At 54.2% G+C, this 16,443-nt stretch carries 10 protein-coding genes, 2 tRNA genes, 3 rRNA genes and 1 other annotated feature; of the genes, 5 read left to right on the top strand and 10 right to left on the bottom strand.

Annotated elements, in window-relative coordinates:
* Nucleotides 1-63 precede the first annotated feature (63 nt).
* Nucleotides 64-1,239, bottom strand: coding sequence for an MFS transporter (locus tag ACORQT_RS04050; RefSeq protein ID WP_147839038.1), 1,176 nt, complete (start codon nucleotides 1,237-1,239; stop codon nucleotides 64-66).
* A gap of 105 nt (nucleotides 1,240-1,344) precedes the next feature.
* On the opposite strand from ACORQT_RS04050, the gene yafC reads away from it, so the two are divergent.
* Nucleotides 1,345-2,232 (top strand): DNA-binding transcriptional regulator YafC, encoded by an 888-nt coding sequence (yafC, locus tag ACORQT_RS04045; RefSeq protein ID WP_004930183.1) that lies wholly within the window; start codon nucleotides 1,345-1,347, stop codon nucleotides 2,230-2,232.
* Between the two features lie 47 nt (nucleotides 2,233-2,279).
* Here the strand turns inward: yafC and dkgB are convergent, their stop codons facing one another.
* From dkgB to rluD, 9 genes are all read right to left on the bottom strand, one after another.
* Nucleotides 2,280-3,083, bottom strand: a complete 804-nt coding sequence (gene dkgB, locus ACORQT_RS04040) for a 2,5-didehydrogluconate reductase DkgB (protein ID WP_033650993.1) — start codon at nucleotides 3,081-3,083, stop codon at nucleotides 2,280-2,282.
* Nucleotides 3,084-3,301: 218 nt separating this feature from the next.
* Nucleotides 3,302-3,378: transfer RNA gene (locus ACORQT_RS04035), tRNA-Asp, on the bottom strand.
* 94 nt (nucleotides 3,379-3,472) lie between these two features.
* A 5S ribosomal RNA gene (rrf, locus tag ACORQT_RS04030) occupies nucleotides 3,473-3,588 on the bottom strand.
* Between the two features lie 99 nt (nucleotides 3,589-3,687).
* Nucleotides 3,688-6,595: ribosomal RNA gene (locus ACORQT_RS04025) — 23S ribosomal RNA — on the bottom strand.
* 239 nt (nucleotides 6,596-6,834) lie between these two features.
* Nucleotides 6,835-6,910: transfer RNA gene (locus ACORQT_RS04020), tRNA-Glu, on the bottom strand.
* Nucleotides 6,911-6,998: 88 nt separating this feature from the next.
* Nucleotides 6,999-8,537 (bottom strand): 16S ribosomal RNA (locus ACORQT_RS04015).
* The 16S, 23S and 5S rRNA genes sit together here with 2 tRNA genes alongside, the layout of an rRNA operon.
* 510 nt (nucleotides 8,538-9,047) lie before the next feature.
* Nucleotides 9,048-11,621 (bottom strand): ATP-dependent chaperone ClpB, encoded by a 2,574-nt coding sequence (clpB, locus tag ACORQT_RS04010; protein ID WP_042783717.1) that lies wholly within the window; start codon nucleotides 11,619-11,621, stop codon nucleotides 9,048-9,050.
* Between the two features lie 130 nt (nucleotides 11,622-11,751).
* A complete protein-coding gene (yfiH, locus tag ACORQT_RS04005) occupies nucleotides 11,752-12,483 on the bottom strand; it encodes a purine nucleoside phosphorylase YfiH (RefSeq protein WP_108680198.1) in 732 nt (243 codons plus the stop codon).
* Nucleotides 12,483-13,460, bottom strand: coding sequence for a 23S rRNA pseudouridine(1911/1915/1917) synthase RluD (rluD, locus tag ACORQT_RS04000; RefSeq protein ID WP_004932452.1), 978 nt, complete (start codon nucleotides 13,458-13,460; stop codon nucleotides 12,483-12,485). The genes yfiH and rluD overlap by 1 nt, the downstream gene beginning before the upstream one ends.
* Before the next feature lie 131 nt (nucleotides 13,461-13,591).
* Here rluD and bamD point away from each other — a divergent pair, with 131 nt between their 5' ends.
* The 4 genes from bamD (at nucleotide 13,592) to pheA (ending at nucleotide 16,426) form a co-directional block, all read left to right on the top strand.
* On the top strand, nucleotides 13,592-14,323 hold the full coding sequence (bamD, locus tag ACORQT_RS03995; protein WP_004932456.1) for an outer membrane protein assembly factor BamD: 732 nt from the start codon (nucleotides 13,592-13,594) through the stop codon (nucleotides 14,321-14,323).
* 312 nt (nucleotides 14,324-14,635) lie between these two features.
* Nucleotides 14,636-14,977 (top strand): ribosome-associated translation inhibitor RaiA, encoded by a 342-nt coding sequence (gene raiA / locus ACORQT_RS03990; RefSeq protein WP_004932457.1) that lies wholly within the window; start codon nucleotides 14,636-14,638, stop codon nucleotides 14,975-14,977.
* 122 nt (nucleotides 14,978-15,099) lie between these two features.
* Nucleotides 15,100-15,226 (top strand) — a sequence feature (Phe leader region).
* Nucleotides 15,101-15,148, top strand: coding sequence for a hypothetical protein (locus tag ACORQT_RS03985; RefSeq protein ID WP_101428074.1), 48 nt, complete (start codon nucleotides 15,101-15,103; stop codon nucleotides 15,146-15,148). (Overlaps the previous feature by 48 nt.)
* Nucleotides 15,227-15,268: 42 nt before the next feature.
* The gene (gene pheA, locus ACORQT_RS03980; protein ID WP_164057579.1) at nucleotides 15,269-16,426 is read left to right on the top strand and encodes a bifunctional chorismate mutase/prephenate dehydratase; all 1,158 of its coding nucleotides are present in this window, start codon (nucleotides 15,269-15,271) and stop codon (nucleotides 16,424-16,426) included.
* Nucleotides 16,427-16,443: the final 17 nt, after the last annotated feature.

Raw genomic sequence — 16,443 nt, 5'->3', positions numbered from 1 at the left:
GTAATAGGTGAAAAATGCGAAAAGGCCCGCAAAATGCGGGCCAGGCAGCAAGGGTTTTACGTATTAAGCCGTTTGCAGCTGAGACTTTTTATCCAGGCGACCGCTGAAGCTAACCAGCAACAATGCAACCACCACGATCAACGCGCCAATCCAGGGGGTCTGCGCCAGCCCCAGTGAGGCAACGGTCTGGCCGCCAATCACCGAGCCGAGCGCAATGCCGATGTTGAACGCCGCGATGTTGAGACCGGACGCCACATCCACCGCATTTGGTGTGTATTGCGCGGCTTTCTGCACCACATACACCTGCAGCCCCGGCACGTTGCCGAAAGCGAACACGCCCATCACAATCACCGTCAGCAAAGCGGCAATACTGTGGCTGGCGGTAAGCTGGAACACCAGCAACAAAACGGCCAGCGCGGCAAAGATAAAGCTCAGCGCACGCACGGCCCCATGACGATCGGCCAGCTTGCCTCCCCAGATGTTACCCACCGCCACCGCGACGCCATAAGCCAACAGTATCCAGCTCACGGTCGGAGCAGAGAAGCCGGCCAGTTCCTGCATCATCGGCGCAAGGAAGGTAAAGGTCGTGAAGACCCCGCCGTACCCCAATGCGGTAATCGCGTAAATCAGCAGCAGACGAGGATGAGTCAGCACTTTCAGCTGTTCCCGCACGCCGGCGCTGCCCTGGTTCTTGATATTGCTCGGTACCAGAATAACGCTGGCCAGCGTGGCGACAGCGCCAATCAGAGAAACGGCCAGGAAGGTCTCACGCCAGCCAAACTGCTGGCCGATGAACGTCCCCAGCGGTACGCCGGTCACCAGCGCCACCGTCAGGCCACCAAACATGATGGCGATGGCGGAAGCCGCCTTCTCTTTTGCCACCAGGCTAGTGGCGATAGTGGAGCCGATAGAGAAGAACACGCCGTGCGCCAGGCCGGTCAACAACCGAGCCACTACCAGCGATTCATAGCTGGGTGACTGCCAGGCCAGCAGGTTGCCGAGAGTGAACAGCACCATCAGGCCAACCAGCAGCAGTTTGCGCGGTATGCGGCTGGTCAGGGCCGTCAGCACCGGCGCGCCAATGGCCACGCCGAGGGCATAGATAGTCACCAGCAATCCAGCGGACGGTACGGTCACCCCAAGCTGCTCCGCGATAGTCGGGATCAACCCGACAATCACGAACTCGGTCGTGCCGATAGCAAAAGCGCTGATGGTTAAGGCAAGTAATGCGAGTGGCATTTTTTACTCCGAAATAGCATTCAAGTTGATGACGGCTATTATCGGCCTATGCTTAAATGATAAAAATGCTCAAAATTTCAAATTAACTTTGCTATCGGAGCAAAAATGAAAGCAAACTCTGACGAGTTGATCACCTTTGTCACCGTCGTAGAAAGCGGCAGCTTCAGCCGGGCGGCCGAACGCCTGGAACAAGCGAACTCCGTAGTCAGCCGAACGGTGAAAAAACTGGAAAGCAAACTGGGCGTAACGTTGCTCAACCGCACCACGCGCCAAATCAGTCTGACTCAGGAAGGAGAGAATTACTTTCGCCAGGTGCAGAAGGTACTGAACGACATGGCCGCGGCGGAAAATGCGCTGATGGAAAGCCGCCAGCGCCCGCAAGGCCTGCTGCGCGTCGATGCGGCAACGCCGGTGGTGCTGCATATGCTGACGCCTTTAGTGGCCGAGTTCCGCGAACGTTATCCAGAAATGTCGTTATCGCTGGTGTCTTCGGAAAACTTTATCAATCTGATCGAGCGAAAAGTGGATATCGCGATCCGCGTAGGCGAGCTGACCGATTCTACGCTGAAAGCACGCAAACTGATGACCAGCTACCGACATGTGCTCGCCTCCCCCGCTTATCTGGCTCAGCACGGCACGCCGCTAACGGTAGAAGATCTTGCACATCACTGCTGTATCGGTTTCAACGACCTGCCCAGCTTGAACCGCTGGCCACTGGCTTGTTCAGATGGCAGCCAGTTGGAAATCACCCCCGGTTTGACCACCAATAGTGGAGAAACCCAGCGCCATCTCTGTCTGCATGGCAACGGTATCGCCTGCCTGTCGGACTTTATGAGCGACGAAGATATCAAACGTGGAGATTTGGTCCCGATTCTGGTGGAAGCGACACTGCCGGTCGCCATGCCGATCAACGCGGTTTACTACAGCGACAGCGCCGTCAGCAACCGTCTGCGCAGCTTTATTGATTTTGTGAGTGAATACCTGAAACGATAAAAAAGGCGCCCCGATGGACGCCTTATGCTGACTACGGCGAGGAATGATTAATCCCAGTTTGGCGCCAGGCCTTCCGGACTAACCAGACGGCCGTTGCACTCCAGTGCGGCGATCTGCGCCATATCTTCGTCGGTCAGCGTCAGTTGCTGCGCCAATAGGTTGCTCGCCAGATTTTCACGCTTGGTCGAGGAAGGGATCACCGCATAACCCAGCTTCAATGCCCAAGCCAGAACCACCTGTGCTGGGGTCGCATTGTGACGAGCAGCGATGCTTTTGATCGTTTCATCCTGCAGCGCTTTGCCGTAGGCCAACGTCATGTAAGAGGTGATGGCGATGCCGTGCTGCTGTGCAAATTCGACCACCTTGCGGTTCTGCAAGAACGGTGACAGCTCGATTTGGTTGGTGGCGATTTCATCGGCGCCAATCGCGTCAATCGCTTGCTGCATCAAATCGATGGTGAAGTTAGATACGCCAATTTGACGGGTCAGCCCCAGCTTTTTCGCTTCCAGCAGCTCAGCCATAAATTCGGCAACCGGCACTTCGTCGTGGGGTGACGGCCAGTGGATCAGCGTCAGATCAACGTAGGACGTTTGCAGTTTTTTCAGGCTTTCTTGCAGGCTTGGGATCAGCGCGCCTTTCGCCAGGTTCGCGATCCAAATCTTGGTGGTGATGAACAGATCTTCACGTTTCACGCCGCTGGCAGCGATAGCCTGGCCAACAGCCGCTTCGTTTTCATAGATCTGTGCGGTATCGATAGTACGGTAGCCCAGCTCAAGTGCGGTGCTGACAGAATCGATAACAACCTGATCCTGAAGACGGAAAGTACCTAAACCAAATGCAGGGATGCTCATAATGTTTTCTCTCATTAACGGGTAAATGTGGTATGAGGAAGATTATGGCAACTTTTTTATTGATCAAAAACGCCTGGTTCGGCATAAGACTTTTGATCTAAAGGCAACAATATCGGGAGATAAGGCTGTAAAGAAGGACAATTCCGGCCTTGAAAGCGCAAAATAAAATATAGATATGAAAAAGCCCTGAGTCAGAGACTCAGGGCTTATCAATTAAGTGGCGGAACGGACGGGGCTCGAACCCGCGACCCCCTGCGTGACAGGCAGGTATTCTAACCAACTGAACTACCGCTCCACCGATTCTTTTACGTTGTATCTTTCGATACCGGCAATATCGCGCTTTGCGACTTGCGTATTACCAGTCGTCACACTGATAACGTTTATTTGATGCCTGGCAGTGTCCTACTCTCGCATGGGGAGACCCCACACTACCATCGGCGCTACGGCGTTTCACTTCTGAGTTCGGCATGGGGTCAGGTGGGACCACCGCGCTATTGCCGCCAGGCAAATTCTGTTTCATTCCAACCGCTTCACTTCCATGAAGCCATCAGAACCAATCTTGGAACGTCGCTGAAAATCTCTCTAAAAACACCTTCGGTGTTGTAAGGTTAAGCCTCACGGATCATTAGTACTGGTTAGCTCAATGCATCGCTGCACTTACACACCCAGCCTATCAACGTCTTAGTCTTAAACGTTCCTTCAGGGGCCTTGAAGGCCCAGGGAAGACTTATCTTGAGGCAAGTTTCGCACTTATATGCTTTCAGCGCTTATCTTTTCCACACTTAACTACCGGGCAATACCATTGGCATGATAACCCGAACATCAGTGGTGTGTTCACTCCGCTCCTCTCGTACTAGGAGCAACCCCTCTCAATCTTCCAACGCCCACGGCAGATAGGGACCGAACTGTCTCACGACGTTCTAAACCCAGCTCGCGTACCACTTTAAATGGCGAACAGCCATACCCTTGGGACCAACTCCAGCCCCAGGATGTGATGAGCCGACATCGAGGTGCCAAACACTGCCGTCGATATGGACTCTTGGGCAGTATTAGCCTGTTATCCCCGGAGTACCTTTTATTCGTTGAGCGATGGCCCTTCCATACAGAACCACCGGATCACTAAGACCTGCTTTCGCATCTGCTCGAGCCGTCACTCTCGCAGTTAAGCTAGCTTATGCCTTTGCACTAACCTCACGATGTCCGACCGTGATTAGCTAACCTTTGTACTCCTCCGTTACTTTTTAGGAGGAGACCGCCCCAGTCAAACTACCCACCAGACACTGTCCTCACCCCGGATTACGGGGCCGAGTTAGAACATCAAACATTAAAGGGTGGTATTTCAAGGATGGCTCCACGCAGACTGGCGTCCACGCTTCAAAGCCTCCCACCTATCCTACACATCAAGGCTCAATGTTCAGTGTCAAGCTATAGTAAAGGTTCACGGGGTCTTTCCGTCTAGCCGTAGATACACTGCATCTTCACAGCAAATTCAATTTCACTGAGTCTCAGGTGGAGACAGCCTGGCCATCATTACGCCATTCGTGCAGGTCGGAACTTACCCGACAAGGAATTTCGCTACCTTTGGACCGTTATAGTTACGGCCGCCGTTTACTGGGGCTTCGATCAAGAGCTTCGCCTTGCGGCTGACCCCATCAATTAACCTACCAGCACCGGGCAGGCGTCACACCCTATACATCCACTTACGTGTTTGCACAGTGCTGTGTTTTTATTAAACAGTTGCAGCCAGCTGGTATCTTCGACTGGCTTCAGCTCCATCCGCGAGGGACTTCACCTACATGCCAGCGTGCCTTCTCCCGAAGTTACGGCACCATTTTGCCTAGTTCCTTCACCCGAGTTCTCTCAAGCGCCTTGGTATTCTCTACCTGACCACCTGTGTCGGTTTGGGGTACGATTTAATGTTACCTGGAGCTTAGAGGATTTTCCTGGAAGCAGGGCATCAACTACTTCTGCACCGTAGTGCATCGTCATCACGCCTCAGGGTTAGTATGCAACCGGATTTACCAGGTCACACCCCCTACACGCTTAAACCGGGACAACCGTCGCCCGGCCAGCCTAGCCTTCTCCGTCCCCCCTTCGCAGTAACACCAAGTACAGGAATATTAACCTGTTTCCCATCGACTACGCTTTTCAGCCTCGCCTTAGGGGTCGACTCACCCTGCCCCGATTAACGTTGGACAGGAACCCTTGGTCTTCCGGCGAGCGGGCTTTTCACCCGCTTTATCGTTACTTATGTCAGCATTCGCACTTCTGATACCTCCAGCAACCCTCACAGGCCACCTTCAACGGCTTACAGAACGCTCCCCTACCCAACAACGCCTAAGCGTCGCTGCCGCAGCTTCGGTGCATGGTTTAGCCCCGTTACATCTTCCGCGCAGGCCGACTCGACCAGTGAGCTATTACGCTTTCTTTAAAGGATGGCTGCTTCTAAGCCAACATCCTGGTTGTTTATGCCCTCTCACATCGTTTTCCACTTAACTATGATTTAGGGACCTTAGCTGGTGGTCTGGGTTGTTTCCCTTTTCACGACGAATGTTAGCACTCGCCGTGTGTCTCCCATGATAACATTCTTTGATATTCGGAGTTTGCAACGGTTTGGTAAGCCGGGATGGCCCCCTAGCCGAAACAGTGCTCTACCCCCGAAGATGAGTTCACGAGGCGCTACCTAAATAGCTTTCGAGGAGAACCAGCTATCTCCGAGCTTGATTAGCCTTTCACCCCTATCCACAAATCATCTGCTAATTTTTCAACATTAGTCAGTTCAGTCCTCCAGTTAGTGTTACCCAACCTTCAACCTGCCCATGGCTAGATCACCGGGTTTCGGGTCTATACCTTGCAACTAATCGCCCAGTTAAGACTCGGTTTCCCTACGGCTCCCCTATACGGTTAAGCTTGCTAAAAAAAATAAGTCGCTGACCCATTATACAAAAGGTACGCAGTCACACCACGAAGGTGCTCCCACTGCTTGTACGTATACGGTTTCAGGTTCTATTTCACTCCCCTAACCGGGGTTCTTTTCATCTTTCCCTCACGGTACTAGTTCACTATCGGTCAATCAGGAGTATTTAGTCTTGGAGGATGGACCCCCCATATTCAGACAGGATGTCACGTGTCCCGCCCTACTCATCGAACTCACGACCTGTGCATTTTAGTGTACGGGGCTATCACCCTTTACTGCGCGACTTTCCAGACGCTTCCACTAACACACAAGCCGATTCAGGTTCTGGGCTCCTCCCCGTTCGCTCGCCGCTACTGGGGGAATCTCGGTTGATTTCTTTTCCTCGGGGTACTTAGATGTTTCAGTTCCCCCGGTTCGCCTCATGCCACTATGTATTCATGACATGATAGTGTGTCGAAACACACTGGGTTTCCCCATTCGGGTATCGCCGGTTGTAACGGTTCATATCACCTTACCGACGCTTTTCGCAGATTAGCACGCCCTTCATCGCCTCTGACTGCCTAGGCATCCACCGTGTACGCTTAGTCACTTAACCTCACAACCCGAAGATGTTTCCATCGTTCGCGCTGCAAACATTTGAGAGACTCTATGACAGGTTACTCTTCATCCCAGTACATCTACGGAGGGATAAATTTCAGCCGTCATGTTTCAATTTTCAGCTTGTTCCAGATTGTTAAAGAGCAATATCTTAAACATGACTCGGAAGTCATCTTTAAGATATGGTGTATCGTCAGATACTTGAGACCGCCGCTTTCACCGGGTGGGTCGGAAGCTTGGCGTCCCCTAGGGGATTCGAACCCCTGTTACCGCCGTGAAAGGGCGGTGTCCTAGGCCTCTAGACGAAGGGGACACGACACCGTACTTTTATGACGCTTTTGCTCGTTACTTTTTCATCAGACAATCTGTGTGAGCACGCCACTCGAACTAATATCTTTAGGTAAGGAGGTAATCCAACCACAGGTTCCCCTACAGCTACCTTGTTACGACTTCACCCCAGTCATGAATCACAAAGTGGTAAGCGCCCTCCCGAAGGTTAAGCTACCTACTTCTTTTGCAACCCACTTCCATGGTGTGACGGGCGGTGTGTACAAGGCTCGAGAACGTATTCACCGTAACATTCTGATTTACGATTACTAGCGATTCCAACTTCATGAAATCGAGTTACAGATTTCAATCCGAACTAAGAAGTACTTTATGAGGTCCGCTTGCTCTCGCGAGGTCGCTTCTCTTTGTATACGCCATTGTAGCACGTGTGTAGCCCTACTCATAAGGGCCATGATGACTTGACGTCGTCCTCACCTTCCTCCAATTTATCATTGGCAGTCTCCTTTGAGTTCCCGGCCGAACCGCTGGCAACAAAGGATAAGGGTTGCGCTCGTTATAGGACTTAACCCAACATTTCACAACACGAGCTGACGACAGCCATGCAGCACCTGTCTCAAAGCTTGAAAAGCTTTATTATTTCTAATAAATTCTTTGGATGTCAAGAGTAGGTAAGATTTTTCGTGTTGTATCGAATTAAACCACATGCTCCACCGCTTGTGCGAGCCCCCGTCAATTCATTTGAGTTTTAACCTTGCGGTCGTAATCCCCAGGCGGTCAACTTAACGCGTTAGCTCCGGAAGCCACGCCTCAAGGGCACAACCTCCAAATCGACATCGTTTACTGCATGGACTACCAGGGTATCTAATCCTGTTTGCTCCCCATGCTTTCGCACCTCAGTGTCAGTTTTTGTCCAGGGGGTCGCCTTCGCCACTGGTATTCCTCCAAATATCTGCGCATTTCACCGCTACACCTGGAATTCTACCCCCCTCTACGAGACTCTAGCTTGCCAGTTTCAAATGCAGTTCCCAGGTTGAGCCCGGGGATTTCACATCTGACTTAACAAACCGCCTGCGTGCTCTTTACGCCCAATAATTCCGATTAACGCTTGCACCCCTCGTATTACCGCGGCTGCTGGCACGAAGTTAGCCGGTGCTTCTTCTGCGAGTAACGTCAATTGATGAGCGTATTAAGCTCACCACCTTCCTCCTCGTTGAAAGTGTTTTACAACCCTAAGGCCTTCTTCACACACGCGATATAGCTGGATCAAGCTTTCGCTCATTGTCCAATATTCCCCACTGCTGCCTTCCTTAAAAGTTTGGGCCGTGTCTCAGTCCCAATGTGGTTGTTCATCCTCTAAGATCAACTACGGATCGTCGCCTAGGTGAGCCATTACCCCACCTACTAGCTAATCCCATCTGGGCACATCTGATGGCAAGAGGCCCGAAGGTCCCCCTCTTTGGTCTTGCGACGTTATGCGGTATTAGCTACCGTTTCCAGTAGTTATCCCCCTCCATCAGGCAGTTTCCCAGACATTACTCACCCGTCCGCCGCTCGTCACCCAGGGAGCAAGCTCCCCTGTGCTACCGCTCGACTTGCATGTGTTAGGCTTATCGCCAGCGTTCAATCTGAGCTATGATCAAACTCTTCAATTAAAAGCTTGATGTGCTTCCACTCGAGAAGCGATGCTCAAAGATTTACTGCATGAATTTTACTTCAGTTAGTCACTCTTCAAGACTTGATATTTTTTGCATCCGAAGATGCTGGATATCGTCTTGTGGAGTGCCCACACAGATTGTCTGATAAATTGTTAAAGAGCAGTGCCGAGAAACTCATCGGCGCGGGCTGCGTATATTACGCTTTTCACCCGGAGAGTCAAGCGTTTATTTCGCTTTCTTCTCGCTGACCCGGCGGCTTGTCAGTCGTTGTTCCCGGTCAGTGGAGGCGCATTATAGGGAGTTCTCGGCAGGCCGCAACCCCTAAATGCAAAAAACTTTTCAAGCGTTCAAATAATCACCAAAAACGACTTTTTAGGATATTTATTAGTCAAAAAATACCGGTTTTAGGGCAGTAATAGCGGCAACCCCTGTAAATAGGGACAAACGAAGGTAAAGAAAAGGGAGCGGTCCCCCGCTCCCTTTCATCTTTATTATCCTTAATCGCCGTTATTGGCGGGCAACGATATGGTCGTTTTCCACATCCAACGTCACCAGCTTGCCAGGTAACAGCTTGCCGGACAGGATTTGTTGTGCCAGCGGGTTCTCGATTTCCTGCTGAATAGCGCGTTTCAACGGGCGCGCGCCATATACAGGGTCGTAGCCTGTTTTGCTTAACAGCGCCAGAGCCGGTTCGGTCATGGTCACTTCGTAACCGCGCTCTTCCAAACGCTTGTACAGACGCGACAACTGAATCTTGGCGATCGCGGCGATGTGTTTCTCGCCCAGCGGGTGGAACACCACCACTTCGTCGATACGGTTGATGAACTCCGGACGGAAGTGGTGACTCACCATCTCCATCACCGACTCCTTCATCTGCGCGTAGTTCATCTGACCGAAATGCTCCTGGATCAGATCGGAACCCAGGTTGGACGTCATGATCACCACGGTATTGCGGAAATCGACGGTGCGGCCTTGACCATCGGTCAGGCGGCCGTCATCCAACACCTGCAACAGAATATTGAACACGTCCGGGTGCGCTTTCTCGACTTCATCCAGCAGAATCACCGAATAAGGCCGGCGACGTACGGCTTCCGTCAGGTAGCCGCCTTCTTCATAACCGACATAGCCCGGAGGCGCGCCGACCAGACGCGAAACGGAGTGTTTCTCCATAAACTCGGACATATCGATACGCACCATGGCGTCGTCGCTGTCGAACAGGAACGAAGCCAGCGCCTTGCAAAGCTCGGTTTTCCCTACCCCGGTCGGACCGAGGAACAGGAACGAACCGATCGGTCGGTTAGGATCGGACAGCCCCGCACGGCTGCGGCGGATCGCATTGGAGACAGCGCTGACCGCTTCGTCCTGGCCAATCACTCGCGAATGCAGTTCTTGTTCCAGGCGCAGCAGCTTGTCGCGCTCGCCTTCCAGCATTCTTGCGACCGGGATCCCGGTCGCACGCGCCAGCACTTCGGCAATCTCCGCATCGGTCACCCGGTTGCGCAGCAGCTTCATGCTCTTGCCTTCGGCCTGCGTGGCGGCGGCGAGCTGTTTTTCCAGCTCAGGGATTTTGCCGTACTGCAGTTCCGACATCCGCCCCAGATCGCCGACGCGACGCGCCTGCTCCAGGGTGATTTTGGCCTGCTCGAGTTCAGCCTTGATATTCTGGGTGCCGGAGAGCGACGCTTTTTCCGCTTTCCACTCTTCTTCCAGCTCCGAGTATTCGCGCTCTTTCTGCCCCAGCTCATCGCTCAGCATGTCCAGGCGTTTCTTGCTGGCGTCGTCAGACTCTTTATTCAGCGCCTGCTGTTCCAGTTTCAATTGGATGATGCGACGCTCAAGCCTGTCGAGCGACTCCGGCTTGGAGTCCATCTGCATGCGAATGCTGGACGCCGCTTCGTCGATAAGGTCAATAGCCTTGTCCGGCAATTGACGATCGGCGATATAGCGGTGCGAAAGCGTTGCCGCCGCCACAATGGCCGGGTCGGTTATCTGCACGTGGTGGTGCAGTTCGTAACGCTCTTTCAGGCCGCGCAGAATAGCAATGGTGTCTTCCACGCTCGGCTCAGCCACATACACTTTCTGGAAACGACGTTCAAGCGCCGCATCCTTCTCTATATATTGACGGTATTCATCCAGCGTGGTGGCACCGACGCAGTGCAGCTCGCCGCGCGCCAGCGCCGGCTTCAGCATGTTGCCTGCGTCCATCGCGCCATCCGCCTTACCGGCGCCGACCATGGTGTGCAGTTCGTCGATAAACAGGATAACGCTGCCTTCCTGCTTGGCCAGATCGTTGAGCACGCCTTTCAGACGCTCTTCAAACTCGCCGCGATATTTGGCGCCGGCGATCAAGGCGCCCATATCGAGGGACAATACGCGCTTGTGCTTCAGCCCTTCCGGCACTTCGCCGTTAATGATGCGCTGCGCCAGGCCTTCGACGATGGCGGTTTTACCCACGCCAGGCTCGCCGATCAACACCGGGTTGTTTTTGGTACGGCGTTGCAGCACCTGAATGGTGCGACGGATCTCTTCGTCACGGCCGATCACCGGGTCAAGTTTGCCCTGCTCAGCACGTTCGGTCAGATCGATAGTGTATTTCTTCAATGCCTGCCGTTGGTCTTCGGCACCTTGGTCTTCCACGCTGTCACCGCCTCTCATTTGTTCAATGGCTTTGCTGATTTTGTCGGCCGTCGCGCCGGCCGCTTTCAACAAGTCGGTCAACGAGCCGCGGTCTTCCAGCACCGCAAGCACAAACAGCTCGGAAGAAATGAATTTGTCCGCACGCTTTTGCGCCAGCTTGTCGCACAGGTTCAGAACGCGCACCAACTCGTGGGACGGTTGAACGTCACCACCGGTGCCTTCTACCTGCGGTAAACGGGACAGCGCCTGTTCGATCTCGGTGCGCACACGCCCGGCATCGATACCTGCGGAAGTTAATAGTGGACGAACCGTGCCCCCTTCCTGATTGAGCAGGGCGCTCATCAGATGTAGCGGTTCAATAAACTGGTTGTCGTGCCCAAGGGCTAGTGACTGGGCATCGGCGAGGGCAAGCTGGAATTTGTTGGTAAGACGATCCAGACGCATAACACCTCCAAGATGGGTCGAAATTGCTACTGGAGATTAAATGAGGTCATCCCTCAAATTTTCAAGGTTATCTCGACGCTAAATTTTCGGTACAACGCCATGCGTCGTTGGATCGTCCTAATTCAATAGGTTATATCAGCCAGATTAAACTTGCCAGACGTCCGGTTATTCCATCGCGTCGATAGGAGAAAAAATGGCTCATTTCGTTAACCGTACAGCGGTCGCCGCCATAAATGGCCTGAACGCCCGCACGCAACAAGCGTTGGCGAGCCAGCAAGTAGATATTAGCCAAAAATTTATCGCCGTGCGGGGTAAATGCCGCTGCGGCCTCAGCGTCTTCCGCCATGAAAGCGGCGCGCACCTCCGGCCCGACCTCGAACTGCTGCGGGCCGATCGCCGGCCCCAGCCAGGCGCTGATTTGGCCCGGTGCGGCGCTGAACGCCGCCACGGTTTGCTCCAGCACGCCGTGGCATAGCCCACGCCAACCGGCGTGAGCGGCGGCCACTTCGTCGCCGTGCTGCGAGCAGAACAGCACCGGCAGACAATCCGCCGTCATCACTGCGCACACCTGACCCGGCACGTTACTGTACACCGCATCCGCCCGCAGATCGGCGAGCGCTTGTCCCGTCAACGTCACCACGCGAGTGCCGTGCACCTGCTCGAGCCATACCGGCATCTGCGGCAAGCCGGCGGCGGTAACCAACCTTTCCCGATTGCGCTTCACCGCTTGCGCCTCGTCGCCCACGTGAGCGCCGAGGTTCAGCGAGTCATAAGGTGGCAGGCTGACGCCACCATCGCGCGTGGTGCTGCAAGCTTTAACGCCGGGAGGCAACGGCCAGTCGGGCAGAATGAGCGAGCGCATTACCAGTCCATCTGATCTTTGAATTCTTCGGTGTCCGCCTTCAGCGCGTTGATCAGATCAACCATGTCCTGCGGCAGCGGCGCATGCCACTCCATCTGGATGCCGCTGATCGGGTGATACAAACGCAGCATGGTGGCGTGCAGCGCCTGGCGGTCAAAGCCGCGCAGCGTGTTGATGAAGGCCTCCGAAGCGCCTTTCGGCGGACGCGGACGGCCGCCGTACAGCGGATCGCCCACCAGCGGATGGCTAATGTAAGCCATGTGCACGCGGATCTGGTGAGTACGGCCGGTTTCCAGGCGCAGGCGCAGACGAGTGTGCGCGCGGAAGTGCTCCATAATGCGATAGTGCGTCACCGCCGGCTTACCCATCGGGTGCACCGCCATGTGAGTGCGCTTGGTGGAATGGCGCGCGATGGGTTCTTCTACCGTACCGCCTGCCGTCATGGTGCCGATCGCCACCGCTTCGTATTCACGGGTAATTTCGCGCGCCTGCAGCGCCTCCACCAGCCGGGTTTGCGCCGGCACGGTTTTCGCCACCACCATCAAGCCGGTGGTGTCTTTATCCAGACGGTGCACGATGCCGGCACGCGGCACGTCGGCGATTTCCGGGTAGTGATGCAGCAGCGCATTGAGCACCGTGCCGTCCGGGTTACCGGCGCCAGGGTGCACCACCAAATCGCGCGGCTTGTTGATCACCAGGATATCGCTGTCTTCATAGACGATATCCAGCGCGATATCCTGCGGCTCCCAACGCGCTTCTTCTTCTATCTGTGCATCGATGGCGACTGTCTCTCCGCCCAGCACCTTCTCTTTCGGTTTGTTTGACGTTTTGCCATTGACCTTCACCCGATCGCCCAGGATCCACTCTTTTATGCGAGATCGTGAATAATCAGGGAACAATTCAGCCAAAGCCTGATCTAAACGTTGTCCGAGTTGAGATTCGGCCACCGTTGCGGTGAGTTGTACTTGTTGTGCCATATGCAGCTTCTTCGTTAACGTTGGGTTTTCACGGCGATGCCGTTTAATATAATGTGCTATTGTACCTGGTCTTTGTCGGGAGCTTAACGGACAGTCTCCCGGAATAACACCCTGAGGATAATCAAAACGTCATGACGCGTATGAAATATCTGGTGGCGGCAGCCACGTTGAGCCTGGCGCTGGCAGGTTGCTCCACATCCAAGGATGCGGTTCCCGACAACCCGCCTTCGGAAATCTATGCTACCGCGCAGCAAAAACTGCAGGACGGTAACTTCAAGGGCGCTATTACGCAACTCGAAGCGTTAGATAACCGCTATCCTTTCGGGCCGTATTCCCAGCAGGTCCAGCTGGATTTGATTTACGCCTATTATAAGGCTGCCGACTTGCCAATGGCTCAGGCATCCATCGATCGCTTCATGCGCCTTAATCCGACGCACCCGAACATCGATTACGTGATGTACATGCGCGGCCTGACCGACATGGCGCTTGATGACAGCGCGCTGCAGGGCTTCTTCGGGGTTGACCGTTCGGACCGCGATCCTCAGCACGCTCGCGCTGCGTTCCGCGACTTCAGCCAGTTGATTCAGCAATACCCGAACAGCCAATACGCGACCGACGCCAACAAGCGTTTGGTGTATCTGAAAGATCGTTTGGCCAAGTATGAGCTTTCGGTGGCGGAATACTACACTAAACGTGGTGCTTACGTCGCGGTCGTTAATCGCGCCGAGCAGATGTTGCGTGAATTCCCGGATACCAAAGCGACGCATGACGTGTTGCCGCTGATGGAAAATGCCTACAAGCAGCTGCAGCTGAACGGCCAGGCTGACAAAGTGGCCAAAGTGATCGCCGCCAACCCGCAATAAGCGCGCGTCGGCACCGGCAGAAAAACAAAACGGCAGCCAAGGCTGCCGTTTTCATTGGCGTCGACCTGGTTTTTACTGGAAAAATACACAAGTAAAAACACGGTGTTAGCTAGCGCTCCTCACCGGTCAACTCATCGATAATGCGCCATCCGGCGGCAACTCTCAAGCATTAGATAGCCAATTCAGATGCTGAATCACAGATTGAACTAACTTTGCAAAAGGTGACAAAAAATCGTGATTTACATCACGCATTTAAACAAAAAGCGGGGTATGCTGGATTCACCAAGACGGAAAGACAGAGAGGTAAGTTATATGACATTGAACATTACCAGCAAACAAATGGATATCACTCCCGCAATCCGCAATCACGTCGAAGACCGTCTCACCAAACTGGAAAAATGGCAGACCCAGCTGATTAACCCGCATATCGTCTTATCCAAAGAGCCGCAAGGGTTTGTCGCCGACGCTACCATTACTACGCCTAACGGCCCGCTGGTCGCCAGCGCCAAACATGATGACATGTATACCGCCGTTAACGAGCTGATCGCCAAACTGGAGCGCCAGTTGAACAAAGTGCAGCACAAAGGCGAAGCGCGCCGCTGCAATGCCAGCGTGAAAGACATTGTGCCGGAAGTCACGCAAGAGCAGGAATAACCGTCCGACAGCGATTGCCGCATCAAACGCGCCCAGGGGCGCGTTTTTTGTCGGGTATTTTTGTTGACGAGGTAAAAGCCAGCGGTTACTTTAAAACCTGTTCGCATTAACCTTAGGTAGACCATGCCACGCACACCGTTTTTCTTCGCATTCTTTTTTACCTTCCCCTGACTGGGAGGCGTTTCGTCGTGTGAGAAAGAATGCGAAGACGAACAACAAGGCCTCCTGGAAACAGGGGGCTTTTTTTATGGCTGTTTTACAACGAATAAGAACTGAAGGCGGAAGCTGATTATGACTGACAACCCGTTATTGGTGCTGCGCGAGCGCATCAGCGCACTGGACTTGAAACTGTTGGCCTTGCTGGCGGAACGCCGTGAGCTGGCGATCGAAGTCGGCAAGACCAAGCTGCACTCTCACCGCCCGATCCGTGACAAAGAGCGCGAACGCGATCTGCTGGATGCGCTGATCGCCGCCGCCAAGCCTTACGACCTGGACGGTTTCTACGTCACCCGCCTGTTCCAACTGATCATTGAAGACTCCGTTCTGACCCAGCAGGCGTTGTTGCAGCACCAGCTCAACCCCGTCAGCCAGCATTCCGCCCGCATCGCTTTCCTCGGCCCGAAAGGCTCTTATTCACATCTGGCGGCGCGCCAATACGCTGCCCGCCACTTCGATCGGCTGATCGAATGCGGCTGCCAGAAGTTTCAAGATATCTTCGCCCAGGTGGAAACCGGCCAGGCGGACTACGCAATTTTGCCGATCGAGAATACCAGTTCCGGTTCGATTAACGAGGTGTACGATCTGCTGCAGCACACCAGCCTGTCGATCGTCGGCGAACTGACCAACCCGATCGACCACTGTGTTCTGGTGGCCGGCGATAGCGACCTGAGCCAGATTGAAACCGTCTACAGCCATCCGCAGCCGTTCCAACAGTGCAGCCAGTTCCTTAACCGCTTCCCGCACTGGAAAATCGAATACACCGAAAGCACGGCGGCCGCGATGGAGAAAGTCGCCAAGCTGAATTCGCCGAAGGTGGCTGCACTGGGCAGCGAGGCCGGCGGCGCGCTGTACGGGCTGCAGGTGCTGGAACACAATCTCGCCAACCAGCAGCAAAACATCACCCGCTTTATCGTCCTGGCGCGCAAAGCGATCGATGTCTCCGAACAGGTGCCGGCAAAAACCACGCTGATCATGGCGACCGGCCAGCAATCCGGCGCGCTGGTCGAAGCGCTGCTGGTATTGCGCGATAACGGCATCATCATGACCAAGCTGGAATCACGTCCGATCAACGGCAATCCGTGGGAGGAGATGTTCTATATCGATGTGCAGGCCAACCTGCGCGCCGAGGCGATGCAAAAAGCGCTGCGCGATCTGGCGCCGATCACCCGCTCGCTGAAGGTGCTGGGCTGTTACCCAAGCGACACCGTGGTGCCGGTCAACCCATCCTGAAACTGTAAAAAAGGGTT

The sequence above is a fragment of the Serratia sp. (in: enterobacteria) genome (assembly GCF_052400455.1).
GTDB classification, from domain to species: Bacteria; Pseudomonadota; Gammaproteobacteria; order Enterobacterales; family Enterobacteriaceae; genus Serratia; species Serratia ureilytica.
This window is presented reverse-complemented; position numbering and strand designations above follow the sequence as displayed.

Excerpts from the sequence above, each read along its gene's own strand:
- ACORQT_RS04050 (WP_147839038.1), bottom strand. The coding sequence starts at position 1,239 with ATGCCACTCGCATTACTTGCCTTAACCATCAGCGCTTTTGCTATCGGC.
- yafC (WP_004930183.1), top strand. The coding sequence starts at position 1,345 with ATGAAAGCAAACTCTGACGAGTTGATCACCTTTGTCACCGTCGTAGAA.
- dkgB (WP_033650993.1), bottom strand. The coding sequence starts at position 3,083 with ATGAGCATCCCTGCATTTGGTTTAGGTACTTTCCGTCTTCAGGATCAG.
- clpB (WP_042783717.1), bottom strand. The coding sequence starts at position 11,621 with ATGCGTCTGGATCGTCTTACCAACAAATTCCAGCTTGCCCTCGCCGAT.
- yfiH (WP_108680198.1), bottom strand. The coding sequence starts at position 12,483 with ATGCGCTCGCTCATTCTGCCCGACTGGCCGTTGCCTCCCGGCGTTAAA.
- rluD (WP_004932452.1), bottom strand. The coding sequence starts at position 13,460 with ATGGCACAACAAGTACAACTCACCGCAACGGTGGCCGAATCTCAACTC.
- bamD (WP_004932456.1), top strand. The coding sequence starts at position 13,592 with ATGACGCGTATGAAATATCTGGTGGCGGCAGCCACGTTGAGCCTGGCG.
- raiA (WP_004932457.1), top strand. The coding sequence starts at position 14,636 with ATGACATTGAACATTACCAGCAAACAAATGGATATCACTCCCGCAATC.
- pheA (WP_164057579.1), top strand. The coding sequence starts at position 15,269 with ATGACTGACAACCCGTTATTGGTGCTGCGCGAGCGCATCAGCGCACTG.